The following is a 21,586-nucleotide window of genomic DNA, read 5'->3' as shown; positions in this document are numbered from 1 at the left end:
TGAAGTATTTGAAAAAGTACTTCATTTTTCTATAAAGGACTATGCAGAATATATTATTACCGGTATTTTATTTACCATCCATTTCATGGTTTTCAGAATTTTTAAATGCTGAAAATGAAGTGACTTTTGAGCAATTTGAAAATTTTCCTAAACAGACCTATAGAAACCGTGCCAATATTTACGGAGCAAATGGTAAGCTTTCACTTATTATCCCGATCAACCATAACGGAAACCGTGTTTATAAAGATATAGAGATTTCTTACAGAGAAAACTGGCAAAACCTGCACTGGAAGTCGATTAAAACAGCCTATCAAAGTTCTCCGTATTTTGAGTTTTATGAAGATAAGCTTAAAAAAATATTCGAAACAAAGGAAAAATCTCTTCTAGATTTTAATATAAAAAGCATCAAAATCATTTTGGATATTCTGAAAACAGAAAAGGCATACTCTTTGAATGAAGAATACATCAAAAATCCGGAACAGATCAATTTTAGAGAGCGATTTTCAGCAAAAACCCTTACAGAATACGAAATGACAGAGTATTATCAGACCTTTTCAGACAAAATGGGATTTTTAGCTGATTTATCGATTTTAGATCTTATCTGTAACAAAGGTCCGGAATCACTTACTTATATTAAAAATATTAAATAATTATACATGAAAAAGGTATTATTAGCAGCAGTTTTTTTAGCAGGTTTCATATACTCTTCGGCTCAGGCTGTAGATAAAAGTGAAGATAAAGATTTAATGACGTGGTATCATAAAGACTTTGCTACTACCAAAGTATATGGCGTAAATACAGAAAATGCCTACAAGTTTTTAGAATCGAAAGGTTTAAAACCGAAAACAGTTGTTGTAGGTGTTTTAGACAGTGGTGTTCAGGTTGATCATCCCGGATTGGTTAAAAATATGTGGTCAAACCCTAATGAAGTTCCTGGCAACGGAAAAGATGATGACGGAAATGGTTACATCGATGATGTTCACGGATGGAATTTCATAGGAGGTAAAAATGGCGATATTGATATTGATAATATGGAGGTGACAAGAGTTGTTGCTAAATATAAACCGATTTTTGAAGGAGATAACTCTACCCAAAACAAAGCAAATCAGGCAAAAATGCCGGAAGAGTTTGCGATGTATATGAAATCTAAAGAGCTTTTTACAAAGAAAAGTATTGATGCAAGACAGAGTTTTCAAAGATACAGTATGCTTAATGATGCTATTCCGGCTATCGTTAAATTGCTAAATGGAAAAACACTTACTAAAGAAAATTTGGCCAATTTAAAACCGACAGATCAAACTTCAGCAATGGGACTAACGGTTTTAAATAATTTGGCTCTCTCTCCTGAATTGGCAGGTAAAACTCCGGCTGAAGTTGAAGCTTTTCTACAAAAAGAAATGAAAGAAGCTTTGGATCATTTTGGTCCGATGGCAAAACAATATGATTTAAATTACGATCCGAGAGCAGAAATTGTTGGCGATAACTATGATGATTATTCTGAAAAAAATTACGGAAATAATCATTATGAAGGTCCAGATGCAACCCACGGAACTCACGTTGCAGGTATTATTGCAGGATCTCCGCAAGGAAAAGAGATTCAGTATGGTGTGGCTTCGGAAGTTGCAAAAATCATGACGGTAAGAACGGTTCCAAACGGTGATGAAAGAGATAAAGATGTTGCGAATGCGATCAGATACGCTGTAGATAACGGAGCAAGAGTTTTAAATATGAGCTTCGGAAAACCTGTTTCCCCTGGAAAAAATGTAGTTTGGGATGCCTTCAAATATGCTGAAGATAAAGGTGTTCTTTTGGTAAAGGCTGCCGGAAATGAAAATGAAGATGTCGCAGAACATTTAGCATATCCTACCAATTTTAAAAATATAACAGATGCTGCGCCGTTTGTAAATAACGTAATGGTTGTAGGAGCAAGTACCAATAAAAACGATGCATTGAGAGCTGACTTCTCTAACTATAACAAAAAAATGGTGAATGTTTTTGCTCCGGGAGAAGAAATTTATTCTACTGTTACAAAAAGCGGATATGAATATCTTCAGGGAACATCAATGGCTTCACCGGTTGCGGCGGGAGCAGCAGCAGTTTTGTTAGCATACATGCCAAATCTTAAGCCTGCCCAGATCATTGAGTCTCTAGTAAAAACGAGCAATCTGAGTACAGCCAATGAGTTTGGTGAAAAATCTCAGGCTGGAGGTGTTATCGATGTGAAAAAGGCAGCAGAATATGCTTACGCTAATTTTTATGACGGAAAATCTAATTCTTCAAAAACAAAAACTGTTAAAAAAGCAAGACCGGCTAAGAAATCTGTAAAGAGATAATAATCAGATAGATTGAGCCTATAAATAAAAAATCCTGATTTTGTCAGGATTTTTTATTTTACAAATAATTAATATTTGGCATGATTTTTTGTGGTATCTTTAATGTTAAAATAATAAAACTACAATATGAAAAAGCTACTACTTGCAGGTATAGTGGGAACCTCACTTTTTGCGGTGTCTTGTTCCACAGTTCAGAAGGCTAAAGATGCGCAGAATGTCAGATCAGAATTCCTTAAAATGAAAGGTGACTGGCAGATTGTAAGTATTGATTACGATAAGCAATACAAAATCAAACCTTTTGATGAAGGTGCAGATGCACAATGTTTCGTAGGAAGTCACTGGAGATTTATTCCAAATAATTATTCAGGATCTTATACACTGAACGGCGGAGGTTCTTGTCCAAACATTATACAGGCAATCAAAGCTGATATCAAAGGAGATACTTTTACCTTCAAAAAAATTGCTGAAGGCACAAAAGCAAAACAAAATACGGCTGGTTACACTTTAAGGGTTATCAATAATTCTACGGATCAATTTTCTTTAGAGCAAAATGTTCCTTTTGATGGAAACACAATCAGAGTGGTTTACAATTTCGAAAGAACAGGAATGGATTACACAAGATAATTAAAAAAAATATTTGAAAATGAAATTTAATAAAACATATATCAGCGCATTATTCTTATCATCAGCTTTATTATTAACAAGCTGTGAAGCGGTACAAAATTCAAACCATCAGCAAAGAGGTACAGCAGTAGGTGTTGCTTCAGGAGCTGTAATTGGTGGTGTACTTGGAAATAATGTAGGAAAAGGTAAAAATGCTGCATTAGGAGCAGTTTTAGGAGGTATTATCGGTGGTGTTGCAGGTAACGTGATCGGTAATAAAATGGATAAGCAGGCTAAAGACATCAAAGAAACTTTGCCTGGAGCAGAGGTTGAAAGAGTAGGTGACGGTATTAAAATCACGATGAACGAAAGTATCGTAACTTTTGCTTTTGATTCATCAGATCTTACGTCAGTGGCAAAAGCTAATTTAGATAAACTGGCTCAGGTTTTAGTTGATAATCCGGATACAAACATCAATGTATATGGTCACACAGACAGCAAAGGTGCGGATGATTATAATCAAAAATTATCAGAAAGAAGAGCTAATTCTGTAAAATCTTATTTGGTTTCCAAAGGAATTGCTTCCAGCAGATTGTTCGCTTTAGGTGAAGGAGAATCTATGCCGGTTGCAACAAATGATACAGAAGCAGGCAGAGCTAAAAACAGAAGAGTAGAGTTTGCCATTACGGCAAATGAGAAAATGATTAACGACGCACAGCAAGGTCAGTAATCATTTAATATATAAAAATACAAAAAAAACCGCTCCAGCGGTTTTTTTTGTATTTTTATAGCTGATTTATTTTTTGAAAATCATTATTTTTGCAATCGAAACCAGATAAATGAAAAAATATTTAAAACTACTTCGTGTAGAACAATGGGTGAAAAACCTTTTTGTTTTTGTCCCGCTATTTTTCTCAGGTAATGTCAAAAATTTAGATTTACTTACTAAAAGTATTTTTGCATTCATCATATTCTCCCTTGCTGCAGGTGTTGTGTATATTCTGAATGATTACAACGATATTGAGGCCGATCGTAAACATCCCGAAAAAAGAAGACGTCCGCTTGCCAGTGGAGCTGTTTCAAAATCTACGGCCATCAGCATTTTGATTGGATTAGTGATTGTAAATATTTTGCTGACATTATTTGCTCATTTTTACCTTCAGACTTCTATCTGGAAATTTGCGTGCATCATTATATTTTATTTCCTGATGAATCTTGCTTATACTTTTAAATTAAAGCATGTTCCGATCATCGATATTTTTATCATTGCCATAGGCTTCGTTCTACGGGTTCAGGCAGGAGGTTATATTACCGGAATTTTCATTTCACAATGGGCAATATTGTTAACTTTTGTTTTAGCATTGGTTTTAGCAATCGGGAAGAGAAGAGGAGAACTCATCAATGCTCAGGTTTCTGGGAAAACAAGAAAAGCTTTAGATGGGTACAATGTACAGTTTGCCGATATAGCATTGTCGATTTCGGTTACCTTGGCGATTGTTTGTTACTTAATGTTTACACTGTCTCCGGAAGTTCAGCTAAAATCACATTCAAGCATTTTTTATACGGTAATCTTCGTAGTTTTTGCATTTCTAAGATACTTGCAGCAGACTTTAGTATATAACCGTACCGAATCTCCAACAAAAATTCTCTACAGAGACCGTTATATTCAGGTTACTTTGGTATTGTGGGTAATATCGTTTTTAATTCTTATTTACTTTAAAGAGAGTATTCACCAATTTAATTTACTGTAAATCATGAAGCCGAATTTTACACAGAAAGTAACAAATTGGGGTAATTTTCCCATTGTGGAAAAAGAAATGAAGTCGGAAGACAGCTATCGGAGGATCAAAGAATTTGTACTCAATCACAACGAAGTTATTGCAAGAGGAAACGGAAGATGTTATGGTGATTCTTCTTTAGCTGAAAGTATTTTTTCGACCAAAAAATTAAATAAATTCATCAGTTTCGATAGGTTAAACGGAATTATCGAATGCGAATCAGGCGTTCTTCTATCAGACGTTCTGGAAGTTTCTGTTCCACAAGGGTATTTTTTATATGTAACTCCCGGAACCAAATTTATTTCGGTTGGTGGTGCTATTGCTTCCGATGTTCATGGGAAAAACCATCATGCAGAAGGTTGTTTTTCGGAATATGTTATTGATTTTAAATTAATGATAGAAAACGGGGACATCATCAATTGTTCGCGTGAAGAGAATTCAGAGAAATTCTGGTCTACTATTGGCGGAATGGGGTTGACCGGAATTATTCTTTCTTCAAGGTTTAAACTAAAAAATATTGAAACTGCGTACATTCGTCAGGAAAGCACAAAAGCTGAAAATCTTGACGAAATATTCAGGCTTTTCGAAGAAAGTGAAAGCTGGACGTATACCGTTGCCTGGATCGATTGCCTTCAAAAAGGTAAAAATATAGGAAGAAGTATTCTGATGAAAGGTGAACACGCCTTTGCCCATGAACTTCCCAAGAAATTTTCGGAAAATCCTTTAAGGCTGAAAAAGAAATTCTCGCCAACGGTTCCGTTTTACTTTCCCAACTTTGCGTTGAATAAACTGACGGTAAAGATTTTCAACTGGCTCTATTATAAAAAACAAACTCAAAAAGAGGTTAAAAATTTTGTAGACTACGATACTTTCTTTTATCCATTAGATTTTGTAAACGACTGGAATAAAATTTATGGTAAAGCAGGATTTATCCAGTATCAGATGATGATTCCTAAAGCGACCGGAAGAGAAGGAATGAAAAAAATCCTTGAAACCATTGCCGATAATGGAAATGCTTCTTTTTTAGCGGTTTTAAAATTATATGGCAAAGAAAATCCACAGGCTTACAATTCTTTTCCGTTTGAAGGGTATTCTTTAGCTCTGGATTTTAAGGTTAATTCAAAACTTAAAAAATTGGTAGAAAAACTTGATGCAATTGTTGAAGAATACGGCGGAAAAATTTATCTGACTAAAGACAGCATGAGCAAATCTTCACTGACAGACTACCTGAAAAATGTAGAAAGTTCAAAATTTGTCTCTTTACAGCACAAAAGAATCTTAAATAACAAGTAAAATGATAGTTCTCGGAAGTACATCTGAAGTGGCACAGGCTTTTGTAGAAAAAGCTTTGCAGGAAGGCGAAAAATTTGAAAGAATTTATCTTTTTACATCAAACAAAGAAGCAACGGAACGTTTTGCAAAGCATATCGATGTGAAATTTCTGCAGCTTTCTGAAATTATAGAACTCGATCTTACCAAAGAGATTAATTATTTTGAATTCGAAAATATCAATTCGAATTTGTTGTTTTGTGCAACAGGTTATTTGGGAGAAGGTACGGAAGAAGGTTTGTATGATACTAAAAATACAGAAAGAATTATTGATATTAATTACTCTAAATTAGTTCCTGTGATCAATTATTTTGCAAAAAAATTTGAAAGTAAAAGATCAGGAACCATTATTGGGCTTTCATCTGTTGCAGGTGATCGTGGTAGACAGAGTAATTTTATTTACGGAAGTGCAAAAGCTGCATTTACAGCCTATTTAAGCGGACTTAGAAATTATCTTTTTGAAAAGAAGGTTCATGTTTTAACGGTAAAACCAGGTTTCATGGCAACGAAAATGACCGAAGGATTACCATTAAATCCGAAGTTGACAGCAACTCCGAAACAGGCGGCAGAATGTATTTATAAAGCATTCAAAAAACAAAAAAATGTGGCTTATGTTTTGCCGATTTGGTGGATTATTATGTTGATTATCAGAAATATTCCTGAATTTATATTTAAAAAATTGAAGCTTTAAAAATAATATTCAAATATCTTTACGACCTTTGCGTTAAAATATTAAAAACGGAAAAAATAGAATGAAAAAATTGTATTGTTTTGATTTTGACGGAACTATTACCTATAAAGATACGATGTTTATGTATCTTAAATTTTACAATCCCTCAAAATTCCGGGTGCAGTTTTTGAAGCATATTCCGCTGTTTATTCTTTTGAAATTAAAGCTCGCAGAAACGGAAAAGGTAAAGAAAAGCTTCATAGGATCAATTCTGAAAGGGCAGCCAAAAACTAAAATAGAAGAAAAAGCACAACAGTTTTTTGAAGAAAACTATCCGAAGATCGTACGTGAAAATGCGCTGGATTTTATTTCTAATATGGATCGTGAAAATACCAAAAGTCTTATGGTAACGGCTTCTTTGGATATTTGGACAAAACCTTTTGCCGAAAAACTTCAAATGCAGCTCGTTTCTACTAGAGCCGAGTTCACTGATGGTGTTTTTACGGGAAATTTTATCGGTAAAAATTGCAACGGAAAAGAAAAATTAGAGCGCATAAAAAAGGAAATTTCCGACAATAAATACGATAAAATCATAGCATTCGGAGATACTTCGGGTGATAAGCCAATGCTTAAGTGGGCGAATGAAGGTCATTACCAATTTTTTCATTAATTTTGAAAGATCAATAAAAGTAAAATGAACAAACTGCTAATCTTGTGTTTTGCAATCATGATGAGCTGCACTGGCACAACCGCACAAAAATCTGGAAATATGCAGAGTAAAAGTGAAATTCTTGCTTCCGAATCGAATGGAGGAACAGAGAAAGTGGGGTTTAAGCTCATAAAAAATCAGGAAGAACTTAAAAAAGAAATCACTCAAAATTTTGCTGCTGCAGGTATGGAACCTCTTATGGTGATTCCATCTTTTCCAAATGATAAAAAAGTTGTTTTATATAATTTGGGCAGATTCAACTCTGGAGATCATACCATAAGAGAAATTAAAAGTCTATCCGTGCAAGATAATGTATTGTATGTGGAAGTTCCTATGTACGAGTCTGGTGGTATGGAAATTCAGGTGCTTTCAAATCCGTGGTTTATTTTTACAGTTCCGTCTGGCTACAAATTCACATCAGTACAACTAAAACCTACAAAATAAGAAATGAACAAAATATATTTAGATAACGCTGCAACTACTCCGCTTTCGGAAGAAGTAATCGATGCAATGGTTGAAACCATGAAAGTGAATTTCGGTAACCCTTCTTCAACACACAGCTTCGGACAGGAAGCCAAAATCCTGATAGAAAATGTAAGAAGGCAGATCGCAGATTATCTACATGTAACTCCTGCAGAAATTATCTTCACTTCTTGCGGTACGGAATCCAACAATATGATTATCAAATCATGTGTTGAACATCTTGGAGTAGAAAGAATCATCAGTTCACCGATGGAGCATAAATGTGTTTCGGAGAGTATTCTTGATATGAAAAACAGAAAAGGTGTTGAAGTTAATTACATTCGTCCTAACGAAAAAGGGGATATTGATTTAGCTAAATTAGATGAATTACTTAAAAATTCAGATAAAAAAACATTGGTAAGCTTAATGCATGCCAATAACGAGATCGGAAATATTGTTGATATTAAAAAAATTGCACAAATCTGCAAAGAGAATAATGCACTTTTCCATTCTGATACAGTTCAGACAATGGCTCATATGAATCTGGATTTTTCTGATATTCCTGTAGATTTTGCATCATGCAGTGCACATAAATTCCACGGTCCTAAAGGAATTGGTTTTGCTTTCATCAGAAAAGCGACCGGTTTAAAAGGAATTATTACCGGCGGACCTCAGGAAAGAAGTCTGAGAGCAGGAACCGAAAACGTTGCAGGAATTTCTGGTTTGGGTAAAGCTTTAGAGCTTTCATTAAATAATATGGAAGCTTATACGCAACATATGCAAAATATCAAACAATATACGATCAACAGAATTGCAGAAGAAATTCCTGGAGTGAAATTCAATGGAAGAAGTTCGGAAGCTGACAACAGCTTATATACCGTGGTAAGCCTCTTGCTACCTTATAAAAATCCATTAATCGGATTGCAGCTGGATATGAAAGGAATTGCAGTTTCGCAGGGAAGTGCCTGTTCGTCGGGAGCTTCAAAACCTTCCATGGTTATGATGATGATTTTGTCGGAAGATGAAATGGATCATTGCACTCCGTTGAGAGTCTCTTTCAGTCATATGACCACTGAAAAAGATATTGATGCATTGGTGGATGCCTTAAAAGAAATTTCTAAAGACTTCGTTATAGAAAATACAAATGTTGAGCATAGATAGGCTTTTCATTTTAAAGTGGTAATTTTGAATAAGAAATTAAATAAGAATATTAACAATTAATTAAAAGATAAAAAAATGGCTTTAGAAATTACAGACAGTTCGTTCCAGGAAACGGTTTTAAAATCAGACAAACCGGTATTGGTAGACTTTTGGGCAGTATGGTGCGGACCGTGCAGAACTTTAGGACCAATCATCGAAGAAGTTGCAGCAGATTTTGACGGAAAAGCTGTAGTAGGAAAAGTAGATGTAGACAACAATCAGGAGATTTCTATGCAATACGGGATCAGAAATATCCCTACAGTTCTTATTTTCAAGAACGGTGAGGTAGTAGATAAATTGGTTGGTGTAGCTCCAAAAGAGGTAATCGCTGAAAAATTAAGCGCACACTTATAAAAAATCACTTTGATAATGAATGCTTTCTGTTTTGGGAAGCATTTTTTGTTTTTAAAGATTTGCATAATGACTAAAAAGTTGTATTTTTGCAACCACAATAACGGAAGATAATTCTGAAATTGTAAAAAGATCCGGTAGTTCAGCTGGTTAGAATGCCGCCCTGTCACGGCGGAGGTCGCGGGTTCGAGTCCCGTCCGGATCGCAACTACAATATCAAAGTAGTACAAAAAGCTTTAAAACGTATGTTTTAAAGCTTTTTTTGTTTTATGTCTGTTCAAAGAGAACTAAAAAAGCATAATCTGAAAGTGACCTATTCAGTGACCTGTTGAAATAGGTTAAAAAGGTCACTGGAAATTCAGACAAACCCTTTTCAGCAGCTGGTTCAGCAACTGAACATCTTGTGTTAAGTTTTTACTAAGGTTAATTTTAAATCTCAAAAGCTAAACGATATGAACAAGACATTCAATTTACTTTTCTATGTGAAGAAATCGAAAATCAATTCTGTAGGAGAGTCTCCTATTTATTTGCGGATTACCATCGACGGCAAAATAACCGAAATAAGCACAAAGCGTACAGTAAAGCCGACGAAATGGAATTCTGCAATGCAGAAGGTTAGTGGCTCTTCGGAAGAATGCAGATCCCTTAATTATTATTTGAAAACATTTGAGCAAAAAGTTTACGATACCTATCACGAATTAATCAGAGATAAGGAAGCCGTAACTTCTGAGGCTATTAAGAATAAGTTAGTAGGTAGAGGTAGAATAACCCGAACACTCATTCCCGTTTTTCAGGATCATAATGATCGAATGGAGAAACTTATAGACAAAGAATTTGCCCAAGGAACGTTAACCCGTTATAAGACCTGTCTGAAACATACCAAAGATTTTTTGAAATGGAAATATAGTATTACCGACATTGAAATAAAAAAGATCGATTATGCTTTTCTAAACGATTTTGAATTTTTTTTAAGGACTGAAAGATCCTGTAATAATAATTCTGCAGTAAAATATATCAAGAATTTTGGTAAGATTATACGTATCTGTCTTGCAAATGGATGGATGGAAAGAGATCCTTTTATGAACTATCATTCTAAGTTTAATGAAGTGACAAGAATGTTCCTTAATGAAAAGGAGATAGAAGTACTTTTTGCCAAAGATTTTAAAAATGAGAGATTGTCTTTGGTAAGAGATATTTTTCTGTTCAGCTGTTTCACCGGACTAGCGTACATTGATACTCAAAAACTAACATATCAAAATATCAATTTGGGACTTGATGGCTCTCAATGGATTTATACAAAACGTCAGAAAACTAAAACTACTTCTAATATTCCCTTACTTTCTCAAACAGAGAAAATTATTGAAAAATACAAAAATCATCCAGTATGTCTTAATAATGGAAAGTTGCTGCCTATTCTGAGTAATCAAAAGATGAATGCATATCTTAAGGAGATTGCCGACCTGTGCGGAATTAACAAAGAATTGACCTATCATATTGCACGACATACCTTTGCAACAACGATAACTTTATCTAATGGGGTTTCCATTGAAAGTGTTAGTAAAATGCTAGGTCACAAGAGCATTAAGACAACACAGCATTATGCGAAAATACTTGATAAAAAAGTCAGTGAGGATATGATGGAATTGAAGCAAAAATTTACTAATAAGGAAATTGTTGTAATTTTTTAGGTAACTCATTTTTGCTGAAGGATTCTTGATAATTGTAATAATAAAGATTATCTACTGAACTCTGGAAAAAACCTTAATTTCAAGGAAATCGGACTGCGTTTTCCCATCATCTATGTGAAACACTCTTTCGATTTTTATTGATTTATAATAGCTAATTAATTGAAATCTGTGAGTATCATTTATATGTTATTTAATAAGTAATGTATTAAAAAAATGCTCAGCAAAAATAAAACAGTGGTGACTATGAGCAAGAAAATGTTGTTCTCGTAAAATGTATTATTATTAATACGTTTTTTGTTATTGTAGTAATTAATATATGAAAATAATAAAACTATAGCTCCAACAATGACAATTACAATCCCTACAAGACTGGAATGTCCATTTTGAGCGTGCACTGTGTTTTTAGCTTCTGCAACTAAAGGTATCTGCTTAAGAAATAGGGAAAATTTAACTAGTATGAATCCGAAACCCATCAATGCTATCGATGTTCGCATCCACGCAAGAAATGTTCTTTCATTTGCCAAATGTTCACTGGTATGATTTGGTTTATCTTTATTCATATCTTATTCAAAATTTATCTTATGCCTACAATAGCTAACAATACCAAATTTACAAATTAAGTTTGAAATAGATTTTTTATCTATTAGCAATTTGCAACAAAATAAAATGTTCTAGGTTACATATTGACGGTTTATATTCAGAAGAAATATATTATATTAGAAGAAATATTTTTGCAATGGAACATACTGAATTTTCTTCCGATGTCATTTCTTCACAGGAATTACTTGATAAGCTTTACCAAAATGGTAATATAAAAACCTACCGGGAAGGTGAAATCATTTTAGATGAAAATGCTTCGATCCGATCTATACCAATTGTAATGAAGGGATTGTTGAAAGTAATACGAACGGAAGAAGATGGAAGAGAAATATTATTATACTATATTAAAGCAGGTGAAAGCTGCATTATGTCTTTTCTTGGTGGAATGCATAATGAAAAGAGTATTGTAAAGGCAGAAGTTGAAGAAGATTCCGAGATACTTTTCTTACCTGTAGAAAAGGTTTCGCTCTTTATCAAAGAATATCCGGAATGGCTGGACTATATTTTCAGACTATATCACAAACGCTTTGAAGAATTACTGGATATTATTAATGCTATAGCTTTTAAAAAGGTAGATGAGCGACTACTAAATCTTCTTACTAAAAAAGCAGAAATAGCAAATTCAAATACTATAGTCGTTACTCACGAGCAGCTTGCGAATGAACTTGGAACAGTAAGAGTTGTTGTTTCCCGACTTCTAAAGCAATTGGAAGATTCTGGAAAAGTGAAATTGGGAAGAAACAAAATTATTTTTTCAGATCTGAACTAAAATTTTCTTATGTAACAAAAGTAGCGGTGCAGTAAAATAGAAATATCCATTTTTGTCATATAAAATTAAAGAGATGGAAATTTTCGGATACATTGCCGCAATATTTATTGGTATTTCCTTAGGGCTGATAGGAGGAGGGGGAAGTATTCTTACTGTGCCTGTCTTAGTATATCTCTTTGGTATAGATGCCTTCGTAGCCACAGAATATTCACTTTTCATAGTTGGAATCAGCAGTGTGGTAGGTTCATTTTCCTACTTTAAGAAAGGGCTGGTTAATATAAAAACAGCTTTGGTTTTTGGTGTCCCGTCAATAATATCTATTTTTTTGACCAGAAATTTTATTTTGCCACTGATTCCTGATGAAGTTCTTACAATCAGTACTTTAGTGGTTACCAAAGATATCTTATTACTTCTGATTTTTGCATTATTAATGATTCTCGCATCGTACAAAATGATTCAAAGTAGAGTAGCGCCGCAGATAGAATCGATTCATTTTAATAAAAATAACAATCTTTTGGCAGCAGGGCAAGGGTCGGTTGTCGGGGTGCTTACTGGTTTGGTCGGTGCGGGTGGTGGCTTTATGATTATTCCTGCACTCGTCAATTTGCTCAAGACACCAATGAAGGTAGCCATCGGTACCTCGCTTGTCATCATTTCCCTGAATTCCCTTATCGGATTTTTCACTTCAATGCACAACGTCCCGATCAACTGGAAACTACTTGCAACGGTCTCATCCATTTCCATAGTGGGGATTATTATAGGAGCACAATTGTCAAAAAAAATAGACGGTAGAAAACTCAAACCTGCTTTCGGCTGGTTCATCTTAATAATGGGAATTTACATTATTGTAAGAGAGCTTTTAATGTAGCTTTTGAGCATCTTTTGCAGCGTGAGTTTGTCGGAAAATTATTGCATCCAGGTTCGCTGATTCTCAATAAAAGAATTCAGTTATTTTTATTCGAAAAATCTATTTTGTATTTTAGAAAAGAGAAATAAACTGCTCTGTAACAAAAGTAACCGTATATGTAATCTTAAACATATATTTTTGAAATAAATTAATTAAAATGATAGAAGTTATAAAACAACCCTGGCCGTGGTATATTGCGGGTCCGTTAATAGGGCTTACAGTTCCGGCTTTGCTGATACTGGGTAACAAATCTTTTGGAATCAGTTCATCTTTAAGGCATATTTGCGCAGCGTGTATTCCAGCCAACATTATTTTTTTCAAATACGACTGGAAAAAAGAACTCTGGAATTTGTTTTTCGTTTTTGGGATTTTGCTCGGTGGAGTTGTCGCATCTCAATTCCTTATGAATCCTGGAGAATTATCGATTAATCCGAATCTGAAAGCCGAACTTGCAACCTACGGAATTACCGATTACAGCAATCTCGTTCCTGCTCAATTGATGAATTTTGCGAGTCTTTTAACGATAAAAGGTTTCATTACTATGGTTGTCGGTGGATTTTTGGTAGGTTTCGGAACCCGTTATGCAGGTGGTTGTACCAGTGGACACGCCATTATGGGATTGGCAAATTTGCAGTTACCATCACTTATTGCCACAATATGCTTTATGGCAGGAGGTTTTCTAATGGCGAACGTGATTTTGCCGATAATTCTTTCACTTTAATTTAAAAAAATATGGCAACAGAAAAAGATATACGTCATCAGGACAGCGTTTGCACCAACGAAAGTCATCTTACTCACAAATGGTATTACAATCTTAAATACCTTTTGGTAGGAATTGTATTTGGGATTGTATTTGTAAAAGCAGAAATCATCAGCTGGTTCAGGATTCAGGAGATGTTCCGTTTGCAGTCGTTTTTTATGTACGGCGTAATCGGTAGTGCAGTTCTTACAGGAATGATTTCAGTGTTTATTATTAAGAAATTCAACATCAAAACAATTTACGGGGAAAGGATTTCAATTACACCGAAGAAATTTAACAAAGGACAAATCTATGGCGGGCTGATTTTTGGATTTGGCTGGGCAATGACGGGTGCCTGTCCGGGACCTCTTTTCGCACAGATTGGAACAGGTGCATTGGCTGTTGGAGTTACTTTGCTGAGTGCCATTTTTGGAACTTGGGTCTATGGATATTTGAGGGATAAATTGCCCCACTAATATATTTTCAGTAAAAATCTAATCGTAAGAGACTGATTCAATTTTGAATCAGTCTCTTTTTTACAATATTATTTGATGACTGTTGTTAATATTGAGGTATTTTGAGTTTATTTTTAAATTATTTTATATTTTATGCTTAGTTTTTAGCTTATGTAACAAATGTTACTTACTGTTTTTATCAGATTATTTAGCTTTACAAATCATCAAAAAGTCTGGCTATGGAAAATCATTTTCAAATCATCATTATCGGAGCAGGAACAGGAGGAATTATGACTGCTGCTTCTCTCATAAATACCAATGAATCCCTCAATGTTCTCATCATAGACCCTTCCGAGAAACATTATTACCAACCAGCGTGGACTCTCGTAGGAGCTGGAACTTACGATTTTAAAGACACAGCAAGACAGACAAAAGATTTAATTCCCAATGGTGTAACCTGGCTTAAAAACAAGGTTACAGAAATTCATCCCGAACAAAACAAGATTTCTGCAGATAATGGCACGAGTTATTCTTACGAATATCTCGTGGTTGCACCTGGGCTGGTGAATAATCTTTCTCTGGTAGAAGGTTTAGAAGAGGCGGTGAAAACGGGTATTGTTTGCAGTAACTATATAGATCCCGAGTTTACGTGGAAATCTCTTCAGAGCTTTAAAGGAGGAAATGCGCTGTTCACTTTGCCTACAACGCCCATCAAATGTGGAGGCGCGCCGCAAAAGATAATGTATCTTGCCGCAGATTATTTTAGGAGAAAAGGTATTTCAGATAAGGTAAAAATTACTTTTGCGCTTCCCGGTGGTGTTATTTTTGGCGTAAAAGAAGTCGCTGAAACGTTGATGAAAGTCATTTACCGTTACCATATCGATTTAAAAACACTGCACGGACTTTTTAAGATTGACCCGGTGAATAAAATTGCCTATTTCAAAAACGAAGATCGTATTGTTGAGATTCCGTTTAATTTTCTTCATCTTGCGCCGCCACAGGAAGCTCCACGTTTTATTAAAAATTCAGTTTTAGCTAATGAGGCAGGCTGGCTTGATGTTGATATTAACAGTCTTCAGCACAATAAATTTCAAAATATTTTCGGAGTAGGAGATGTAGCCGGACTTCCAACTGCAAAAACTGGTGCTGCAATTCGAAAACAAGTTCCTGTAGTGGTTTCTAATCTCATCAATATGATTTTAGGTGCAAAACCAGATAACAAATCTTATAATGGATATTCTTCGTGCCCGCTTGTAACAGGTTACGGAAAAATGGTTTTGGCAGAATTTAACTATAAAAATGAGTTCACACCAGACCCGAATCTCAAAAAGATGCTCATTTCAGACAGTTCAAAAGAGCATTGGAGACTTTGGATTCTCAAGAAATATATTCTCCCGTATCTCTATTGGAACAAAATGCTGAAAGGAAAAGAAGTTTGAAATGTATACCAAAAAAGTTACGTCAATAATTTTGGTGTTTGCTTTTTCAATGGTTAAAACGCAATCTGTTAATTTAGATAATCGTGATAAAGTCATCATCTCAGGAAATCTACGAAACTTTTTGATGTCAACAGACAATCTTACAGGTACCGATTATTGGGCAGATGCTTTAGCAGGAAATTTAAAGGTTGAATACAAACCCGTAAAACGTATTTCCATTGGAGTTTCTGCTTCGTATCTTTCTAAAGTTGCATCATCAGATTTGGAAGAAAAGGATTTGAAATCCGGAAAATCTTCCAAGTGGGAACGGGAACTTTTTGACTTATCTTCTCCTCAGAATCTTTATGCCGTTTCAAGGCTTAATCAGTTGTATTTACAATACGAGAAAGGGAAATCAAAATTTACGATAGGAAAAATTCCGATTAAATATTCTCCGCTTATCAATCCAAGTGACGGCAGAATGTTACCTATAGAATATGGCGGATTGAGCTGGAATTTTACTTCCGGTAAATCACAGGTTGATGTAGCATTGCTGAATTCTGTTTCAATGCGTTCAAATTCAGAATGGTCAAAAATGAAAGACGCAATCGGAGTATTGGATAACGGATTTCAACCAGACAGCTCAAAAGCAGATTATCTCAGTGAAAATAACAGCACAGGTGTTGCCATCTTTCACTACGGAAGAAAATTTCGAATTGCAGATATTAATTTTTACAACATACATTTAGATAAAACACTCAATACATCTTGGTTTCAGCTGGGTTTAAATTTTCCTAAATGGGATTTTGGGTTGATTTACAGTTATCAGATTCCGGATTCTTACCAAAGTCGATTAAAATATTACGAAAGATATGTCCAGCCAGATGAAAACGGTCAGGTTGCAAGTTTTTTGTTTCGATATAAGATCAAAAATTTCGCTTTGGAGTTTGCTTATTCTAAAGCATTTGATACCGGCAGATTTTTATTTCCGAAAGAATTGGGAAGAGATCAGTTTTTCACATCGCTTCCGAGAAGCAGATTGGAAGGTTTTGGAAATGTTGATATTATAAAAGTTTCGGTCTTATTTCATCATGGAAAATGGTCGGCTCACTCAGATTTTAGCATCAGCAACGGAGTTTCCGAAAATGATTTTAAAAATAATAAGTACAATACAGATGATTTTTTGCAATGGAATAGCTTTGTCGCTTACAAAGTCAGTCATAAACTGGAAGTTGATTTGCTTTACATTTTTAAAAGAAATCTGCAAAGCTCAAACCCAATTGCAGTCTATCAAAAGACCAATTATAATCAGTTAAATTTAATTACGAATTATTGGTTTTGAAAAATTTAACTTATGTAACAAAAGTAGCGGTATAACACTTTGTAAACCCCGAAATTTGTACTATAATATTAAAAAAGTATAACCCTAAAAAATTACATTATGTTTTTTCAGCATATTTATGATAAGAGCCTTGCGCAGGCTAGCTATTTAATAGGATGTCAGGCAAAAGGTGAAGCCATTGTTATCGATGCCAAAAGAGATATCGATACCTATCTTCAGATTGCCAAAGAAAATAATCTCACGATTACACATATTACAGAAACTCATATTCACGCCGATTTTTTGTCGGGTTCTAGAGAACTTGTGGAAGTGACGGGTGCAAAAATGTATCTTTCGGATGAAGGTGGTGAAGATTGGCAATATCAGTTTCCACATACCGGATTAACGAATGGAGATATCATTAAAGTTGGAAATTTAACTTTAAAAGTCATTCACACGCCGGGACATACGCCGGAAAGCATCAGCTTTTTATTGACCGATCATCCTGCAACGGACGAACCGGTGATGATTTTTACAGGAGATTTTGTTTTTGTGGGAGATATAGGAAGACCAGATTTATTGGAGAAGGCGGCCGGAATTACAGGAACTCAGGAAAAAGGAGCGAAAGAAATGTTTCATTCTGTTCAGGATTTTAGCAGATTGCGGGAGTTTATCCAAGTTTGGCCGGGACACGGTGCAGGTTCGGCTTGCGGAAAAGCTTTGGGTGCAGTTCCGAGTTCAACGGTAGGTTATGAAAAAATCAGAAACTGGGCTTTTCAATATGAAGAAGATGAGGAAGGTTTTGTAGAATATCTGCTGGAAGGACAGCCGGAACCTCCAAAATATTTTGCAATGATGAAAAAACTCAACAAAGTGGAAAGACCTTTATTAAAAGAAGTTCCAAAACATCCGAAACTTTCCAAAGAAGAATTTTTGAAAGCTTATCAAAATGGAGTTAAAATTATAGACACGAGAAATAAAGTAGATTTTGCCCAAGGTTTTATACCAAACAGCATCAATATTCAGGGTAATAATTCATTTTCCACGTGGATGGGATGGATTGTCAATTATTCCGAGCCGTTTATTTTGGTTGCTCAGGAAGAACAAATGGAAGATCTTACCAGAAAACTGATGAGAATCGGGATGGATCAAATGATGGGCTATATTGATGACGTGAAAAATTTAGACTTAGAATTACAGACTGCCGATATTATTGATATTGAGGAATTCAAATCTTATCTGAACAGAGATAATATTCAGGTGGTTGATGTAAGAAATAAAACCGAATATGACGCAGGACGTATTGAGAATGCTGAGAATGTCTTTGTGGGAACTTTGGAGGATAATCTGGATAAAATTTCCCATGAAAAACCAATTGTAATTCATTGTCAAAGTGGCGACAGAGCAGCAATTGCCTATTCTCTACTGAAGAAAAACGGTTTTGAGAACGTCAAAAATTTCTCTGGCGGAATGAAAGAATGGACAGAAAAAGCAAACCCTGTAAAAAATTAAGATGGATTTATTATCAATGTTATTCGGAAAAAAAGACAATGCTGCGCTGGAAACTGCGTTGGGAGAAGGTGCTTTTTTGGTAGATGTAAGAACGCCCGTAGAATTTGCTTCGGGAAGTGCTGAAGGGGCTGTTAATATACCTTTGGATGTCGTCAAAGACCAGATTTCCAAGTTCAGGAATAAGAAAAACATCATTGTTTTCTGTAGAAGTGGAAACCGTAGCGCAATGGCAAAAGGAACATTGGAACGAAACGGAATCACGAATGTTCTCAACGGTGGCAGTGTACAGAATATGATAAAACTAACGGAACAATAATGAAAGATTTTTGGGACGAAAGATACCGCCAGTCAGATTTTGTGTACGGAGATCAACCAAATATCTATTTTGCCGAAAAATTGGCTGAACTCACTCCCGGAAAAGCTCTTTTTCCTGCTGAAGGAGAGGGTAGGAATGCTGTTTATGCGGCAATTCAGGGTTTTGAAGTTGAGGCTTTTGACCAAAGTGAAGAAGGCAAAAAGAAAGCGATGCAGCTTGCTGAAATAAACTCGGTGAAAATAAATTACACAACGGTTTCGGCAGATACAATAGGTTATAAAAAAGAAAGTTTTGACCTTTTAGTAATGGTTTTTGCCCATTTTCCTGAAATATTGAGGCGGGATTTGCACAGATGGTTTTCATCGCTTGTGAAGAAAGGTGGGGGAATTATTCTGGAAGGTTTCAGTAAAGAGCATTCTAAATTTCAAGACGAAAATCCAAATGCAGGCGGACCAAAACATTGGGAAATGCTTTATGATTTAGAAGAACTGAAAACTGATTTTTCCGATTTCGATTTTCAGGAAGCATATATTTCCGAAACCATACTGAGTGAAGGCGCTTATCACAAAGGAAAAGCTTCGGTTGTACGCTTTTTTGGTACAAAAAGATAAAGAAAAGTATGGATAATTTATTTAAAAACTGGAACTTTGTAAGGTTGCTTCGTCTGGCAATGGGAATTTTCCTTGTTGTAGAAGCCACACAATCTGGAATGTGGATTTTGGTGGCTGTCGGAATGGTTTTTGTTGTAATGCCACTATTCAATATCGGCTGTTGTGCTGCGGGAAACTGTTCTGTCCCAACAAGAAATTCAAAAAAAAATGGGGATAAGGTTGAATATGAAGAAATCAAATAAAATCTGAAAAATGAATAAATTTCAGGAACTAATCAGTCAGGAGAAACCCGTATTGGTAGATTTCTTTGCAGAATGGTGCGGTCCATGCAAAATGCAGGCGCCTATTCTTCAGGATCTCAAAAAGAATATTGGTGATGTAGCAAGCATTGTTAAAATTGACATCGACAAAAACCAGGCGGTTGCCTCGCAATTCGGAATCCGAAGTGTTCCTACTTTGATGATCTTGAAAAATGGAGAAGTAAAATGGAAACAATCCGGTGTTTTTCAGGCGGATGAACTGGAAAGATTAATCAAGCAAAACCTTTAAAATGTATAAAAACCTAATCGTTGTATTTTTTCTCATCGCAATTACAGGATGCGGAAAAGCTCAGAGTAACAAAAGCGAGAGCAGTCTTCCTGCCAAAGAATTTTCTAAAAAATTGGACCAGACCAAAGATGCACAATTGGTTGATGTAAGAACACCTGGAGAATTTCGTAACGGTCATCTTAAAAGTGCAATGAACATCGACTGGAATGCAGATGACTTCACAGAGAAAGCAAAAGCGCTCGATAAGGATAAACCTGTATTTGTGTATTGTATGAGCGGACCCAGAAGTACGGCCGCCGCTGCAAAACTTCAGGAAATCGGTTTTAAAAATGTATATGAAATGCAGGGAGGAATGATGAAGTGGAGGAACGCTGAGCTTCCGGAGATCAAAGCATCAACTGCTACAGGAATTAGTCTTGCCCAGTATAAGGAAATGTTGAAAAGCAATACTCCCGTTCTGGTGGATTTTTATGCAGAATGGTGCGCTCCCTGCAAAAAGATGGAGCCTTACCTTAAAAAGATGGCTGCTGAAATGCCGGATAAGGTGAAAATTTTAAGAATAGATGCAGATGCAAATACAGAACTCTGCAAAGAACTGAATGTTTCTGCACTACCGGTCCTGAAGCTGTATAAAAACGATAAATTAGTCTGGGATAATTTAGGTTTTGCAACAGAGCAGGAAGTGAAAAACAAGATTGCACAATAATGTATTTCATATAAATTCTGTTAATGTTTTTGACCTTAGTAATTAAAAATTTATATTTGCAGGAATGACTTATCAGAAATTAAATACCAATCATATAATGAAAAGCGTTATTGCAATGTTTTTCATTATATGTATTTTAATTTCTTCCTGCGCTGTAAAATACGGTATCAAAAACCTACTCAGTCTGCAGCCTTCCGCTAAAAGTCATACCTCCGCACCAAAGGAGAAATTTACCACCAACACAACCACGGCCTCTGTCTGCAACTTTTGCAAGGAAAGAGAAATTACCGCTAAAAATGATACCCATTTTTCAGTGGCGGAATTTCAGGAGCTTGCTGCATTTACATTCATTCTATTTGCAGGGGCATTTCTGTTTATAAATCTTAGAGAACATCCATTTTACAGTACTTCCAAAATTGGAATTACGGTTCCCATCTTCATACAATACCGCAAACTTATCATTTGATTTAAAATTTAATTGGTCTCTTCTTGTAGAGACTCAAACGATTGATTTTAAATTTTTATTAATCCTTATCGGAATCATTTCGGTAACTGTTAAT

At 35.2% G+C, this 21,586-nt stretch carries 26 protein-coding genes and 1 tRNA gene; 26 read left to right on the top strand and 1 reads right to left on the bottom strand.

The window, feature by feature from the left end:
- Window positions 1-41 precede the first annotated feature (41 nt).
- The 13 genes from BA768_RS07565 to BA768_RS07505 all read left to right on the top strand — a co-directional run bounded on the left by BA768_RS07565 (window position 42) and on the right by BA768_RS07505 (window position 11,123).
- Complete coding sequence (locus BA768_RS07565; protein ID WP_065720286.1) at window positions 42-650, top strand: WbqC family protein; 609 nt, start codon at window positions 42-44, stop codon at window positions 648-650.
- Between the two features lie 6 nt (window positions 651-656).
- Window positions 657-2,333, top strand: a complete 1,677-nt coding sequence (locus BA768_RS07560) for a S8 family serine peptidase (RefSeq protein ID WP_065720285.1) — start codon at window positions 657-659, stop codon at window positions 2,331-2,333.
- 126 nt (window positions 2,334-2,459) lie between these two features.
- Window positions 2,460-2,957 (top strand): lipocalin family protein, encoded by a 498-nt coding sequence (locus tag BA768_RS07555; protein WP_034673410.1) that lies wholly within the window; start codon window positions 2,460-2,462, stop codon window positions 2,955-2,957.
- A 19-nt stretch (window positions 2,958-2,976) separates the two neighbouring features.
- Complete coding sequence (locus BA768_RS07550) at window positions 2,977-3,666, top strand: OmpA family protein (RefSeq protein WP_065720284.1); 690 nt, start codon at window positions 2,977-2,979, stop codon at window positions 3,664-3,666.
- A 109-nt stretch (window positions 3,667-3,775) separates the two neighbouring features.
- Complete coding sequence (locus BA768_RS07545; RefSeq protein ID WP_065720283.1) at window positions 3,776-4,687, top strand: decaprenyl-phosphate phosphoribosyltransferase; 912 nt, start codon at window positions 3,776-3,778, stop codon at window positions 4,685-4,687.
- A 3-nt stretch (window positions 4,688-4,690) separates the two neighbouring features.
- Window positions 4,691-6,007 (top strand): FAD-binding oxidoreductase, encoded by a 1,317-nt coding sequence (locus BA768_RS07540; RefSeq protein ID WP_065720282.1) that lies wholly within the window; start codon window positions 4,691-4,693, stop codon window positions 6,005-6,007.
- A 1-nt stretch (window position 6,008) separates the two neighbouring features.
- Complete coding sequence (locus BA768_RS07535) at window positions 6,009-6,734, top strand: SDR family NAD(P)-dependent oxidoreductase (protein ID WP_065720281.1); 726 nt, start codon at window positions 6,009-6,011, stop codon at window positions 6,732-6,734.
- A 61-nt stretch (window positions 6,735-6,795) separates the two neighbouring features.
- Window positions 6,796-7,383: an HAD-IB family hydrolase gene (locus BA768_RS07530; protein ID WP_065720280.1), complete on the top strand. Its 588-nt coding sequence runs from the start codon at window positions 6,796-6,798 to the stop codon at window positions 7,381-7,383.
- A gap of 24 nt (window positions 7,384-7,407) precedes the next feature.
- Window positions 7,408-7,866, top strand: coding sequence for a hypothetical protein (locus BA768_RS07525; protein WP_065720279.1), 459 nt, complete (start codon window positions 7,408-7,410; stop codon window positions 7,864-7,866).
- 3 nt (window positions 7,867-7,869) lie between these two features.
- On the top strand, window positions 7,870-9,045 hold the full coding sequence (locus tag BA768_RS07520; RefSeq protein WP_065720278.1) for a cysteine desulfurase family protein: 1,176 nt from the start codon (window positions 7,870-7,872) through the stop codon (window positions 9,043-9,045).
- Window positions 9,046-9,120: 75 nt separating this feature from the next.
- Window positions 9,121-9,438 carry a thioredoxin gene (gene trxA / locus BA768_RS07515; protein ID WP_047482929.1) on the top strand — a complete coding sequence of 106 codons (318 nt, stop codon included), beginning with the start codon at window positions 9,121-9,123 and terminating at the stop codon, window positions 9,436-9,438.
- Window positions 9,439-9,566: 128 nt separating this feature from the next.
- A tRNA-Asp gene (locus BA768_RS07510) sits at window positions 9,567-9,640 on the top strand.
- Between the two features lie 247 nt (window positions 9,641-9,887).
- Entirely contained in the window at window positions 9,888-11,123 is a 1,236-nt protein-coding gene (locus tag BA768_RS07505; protein ID WP_034741491.1) for a site-specific integrase, read from the top strand.
- Between the two features lie 179 nt (window positions 11,124-11,302).
- On the opposite strand, the gene BA768_RS21755 is transcribed toward BA768_RS07505, so the two are convergent.
- Window positions 11,303-11,596 carry a DUF202 domain-containing protein gene (locus BA768_RS21755; RefSeq protein WP_346986600.1) on the bottom strand — a complete coding sequence of 98 codons (294 nt, stop codon included), beginning with the start codon at window positions 11,594-11,596 and terminating at the stop codon, window positions 11,303-11,305.
- 263 nt (window positions 11,597-11,859) lie between these two features.
- Here BA768_RS21755 and BA768_RS07495 point away from each other — a divergent pair, with 263 nt between their 5' ends.
- The 13 genes from BA768_RS07495 to BA768_RS07435 all read left to right on the top strand — a co-directional run bounded on the left by BA768_RS07495 (window position 11,860) and on the right by BA768_RS07435 (window position 21,492).
- Window positions 11,860-12,492 (top strand): Crp/Fnr family transcriptional regulator, encoded by a 633-nt coding sequence (locus tag BA768_RS07495; RefSeq protein ID WP_034741485.1) that lies wholly within the window; start codon window positions 11,860-11,862, stop codon window positions 12,490-12,492.
- A 73-nt stretch (window positions 12,493-12,565) separates the two neighbouring features.
- Window positions 12,566-13,360, top strand: a complete 795-nt coding sequence (locus tag BA768_RS07490; RefSeq protein WP_034741481.1) for a sulfite exporter TauE/SafE family protein — start codon at window positions 12,566-12,568, stop codon at window positions 13,358-13,360.
- A gap of 196 nt (window positions 13,361-13,556) precedes the next feature.
- Entirely contained in the window at window positions 13,557-14,120 is a 564-nt protein-coding gene (locus BA768_RS07485) for a YeeE/YedE family protein (protein WP_034741478.1), read from the top strand.
- 11 nt (window positions 14,121-14,131) lie between these two features.
- The gene (locus BA768_RS07480; RefSeq protein ID WP_034741476.1) at window positions 14,132-14,614 is read left to right on the top strand and encodes a DUF6691 family protein; all 483 of its coding nucleotides are present in this window, start codon (window positions 14,132-14,134) and stop codon (window positions 14,612-14,614) included.
- Between the two features lie 218 nt (window positions 14,615-14,832).
- Entirely contained in the window at window positions 14,833-16,032 is a 1,200-nt protein-coding gene (locus tag BA768_RS07475; protein WP_034741473.1) for an FAD/NAD(P)-binding oxidoreductase, read from the top strand.
- A 1-nt stretch (window position 16,033) separates the two neighbouring features.
- Window positions 16,034-17,353 carry a hypothetical protein gene (locus BA768_RS07470; protein WP_034741471.1) on the top strand — a complete coding sequence of 440 codons (1,320 nt, stop codon included), beginning with the start codon at window positions 16,034-16,036 and terminating at the stop codon, window positions 17,351-17,353.
- Between the two features lie 99 nt (window positions 17,354-17,452).
- The gene (locus BA768_RS07465; protein ID WP_040995551.1) at window positions 17,453-18,844 is read left to right on the top strand and encodes an MBL fold metallo-hydrolase; all 1,392 of its coding nucleotides are present in this window, start codon (window positions 17,453-17,455) and stop codon (window positions 18,842-18,844) included.
- Between the two features lies 1 nt (window position 18,845).
- On the top strand, window positions 18,846-19,160 hold the full coding sequence (locus tag BA768_RS07460; RefSeq protein WP_034741465.1) for a rhodanese-like domain-containing protein: 315 nt from the start codon (window positions 18,846-18,848) through the stop codon (window positions 19,158-19,160).
- The gene (locus BA768_RS07455; protein ID WP_034741462.1) at window positions 19,160-19,771 is read left to right on the top strand and encodes a class I SAM-dependent methyltransferase; all 612 of its coding nucleotides are present in this window, start codon (window positions 19,160-19,162) and stop codon (window positions 19,769-19,771) included. Before BA768_RS07460 ends, BA768_RS07455 begins: the two co-directional genes overlap by 1 nt.
- A gap of 8 nt (window positions 19,772-19,779) precedes the next feature.
- Window positions 19,780-20,013 (top strand): hypothetical protein, encoded by a 234-nt coding sequence (locus tag BA768_RS07450; RefSeq protein WP_034741459.1) that lies wholly within the window; start codon window positions 19,780-19,782, stop codon window positions 20,011-20,013.
- Between the two features lie 10 nt (window positions 20,014-20,023).
- Window positions 20,024-20,320: a thioredoxin gene (gene trxA / locus BA768_RS07445; protein ID WP_034976039.1), complete on the top strand. Its 297-nt coding sequence runs from the start codon at window positions 20,024-20,026 to the stop codon at window positions 20,318-20,320.
- A 1-nt stretch (window position 20,321) separates the two neighbouring features.
- Window positions 20,322-21,026 (top strand): thioredoxin domain-containing protein, encoded by a 705-nt coding sequence (locus BA768_RS07440; RefSeq protein WP_034741451.1) that lies wholly within the window; start codon window positions 20,322-20,324, stop codon window positions 21,024-21,026.
- A gap of 97 nt (window positions 21,027-21,123) precedes the next feature.
- Window positions 21,124-21,492, top strand: coding sequence for a hypothetical protein (locus BA768_RS07435; RefSeq protein WP_123851096.1), 369 nt, complete (start codon window positions 21,124-21,126; stop codon window positions 21,490-21,492).
- The last annotated feature ends 94 nt before the right edge of the window (window positions 21,493-21,586 follow it).

Source organism: Chryseobacterium sp. CBo1, assembly GCF_001693475.1.
Lineage (GTDB): Bacteria > Bacteroidota > Bacteroidia > Flavobacteriales > Weeksellaceae > Chryseobacterium > Chryseobacterium formosense.
The sequence above is the reverse complement of the archived record's forward strand: the minus strand, read 5'-3'. Positions and strand labels throughout refer to the sequence as shown.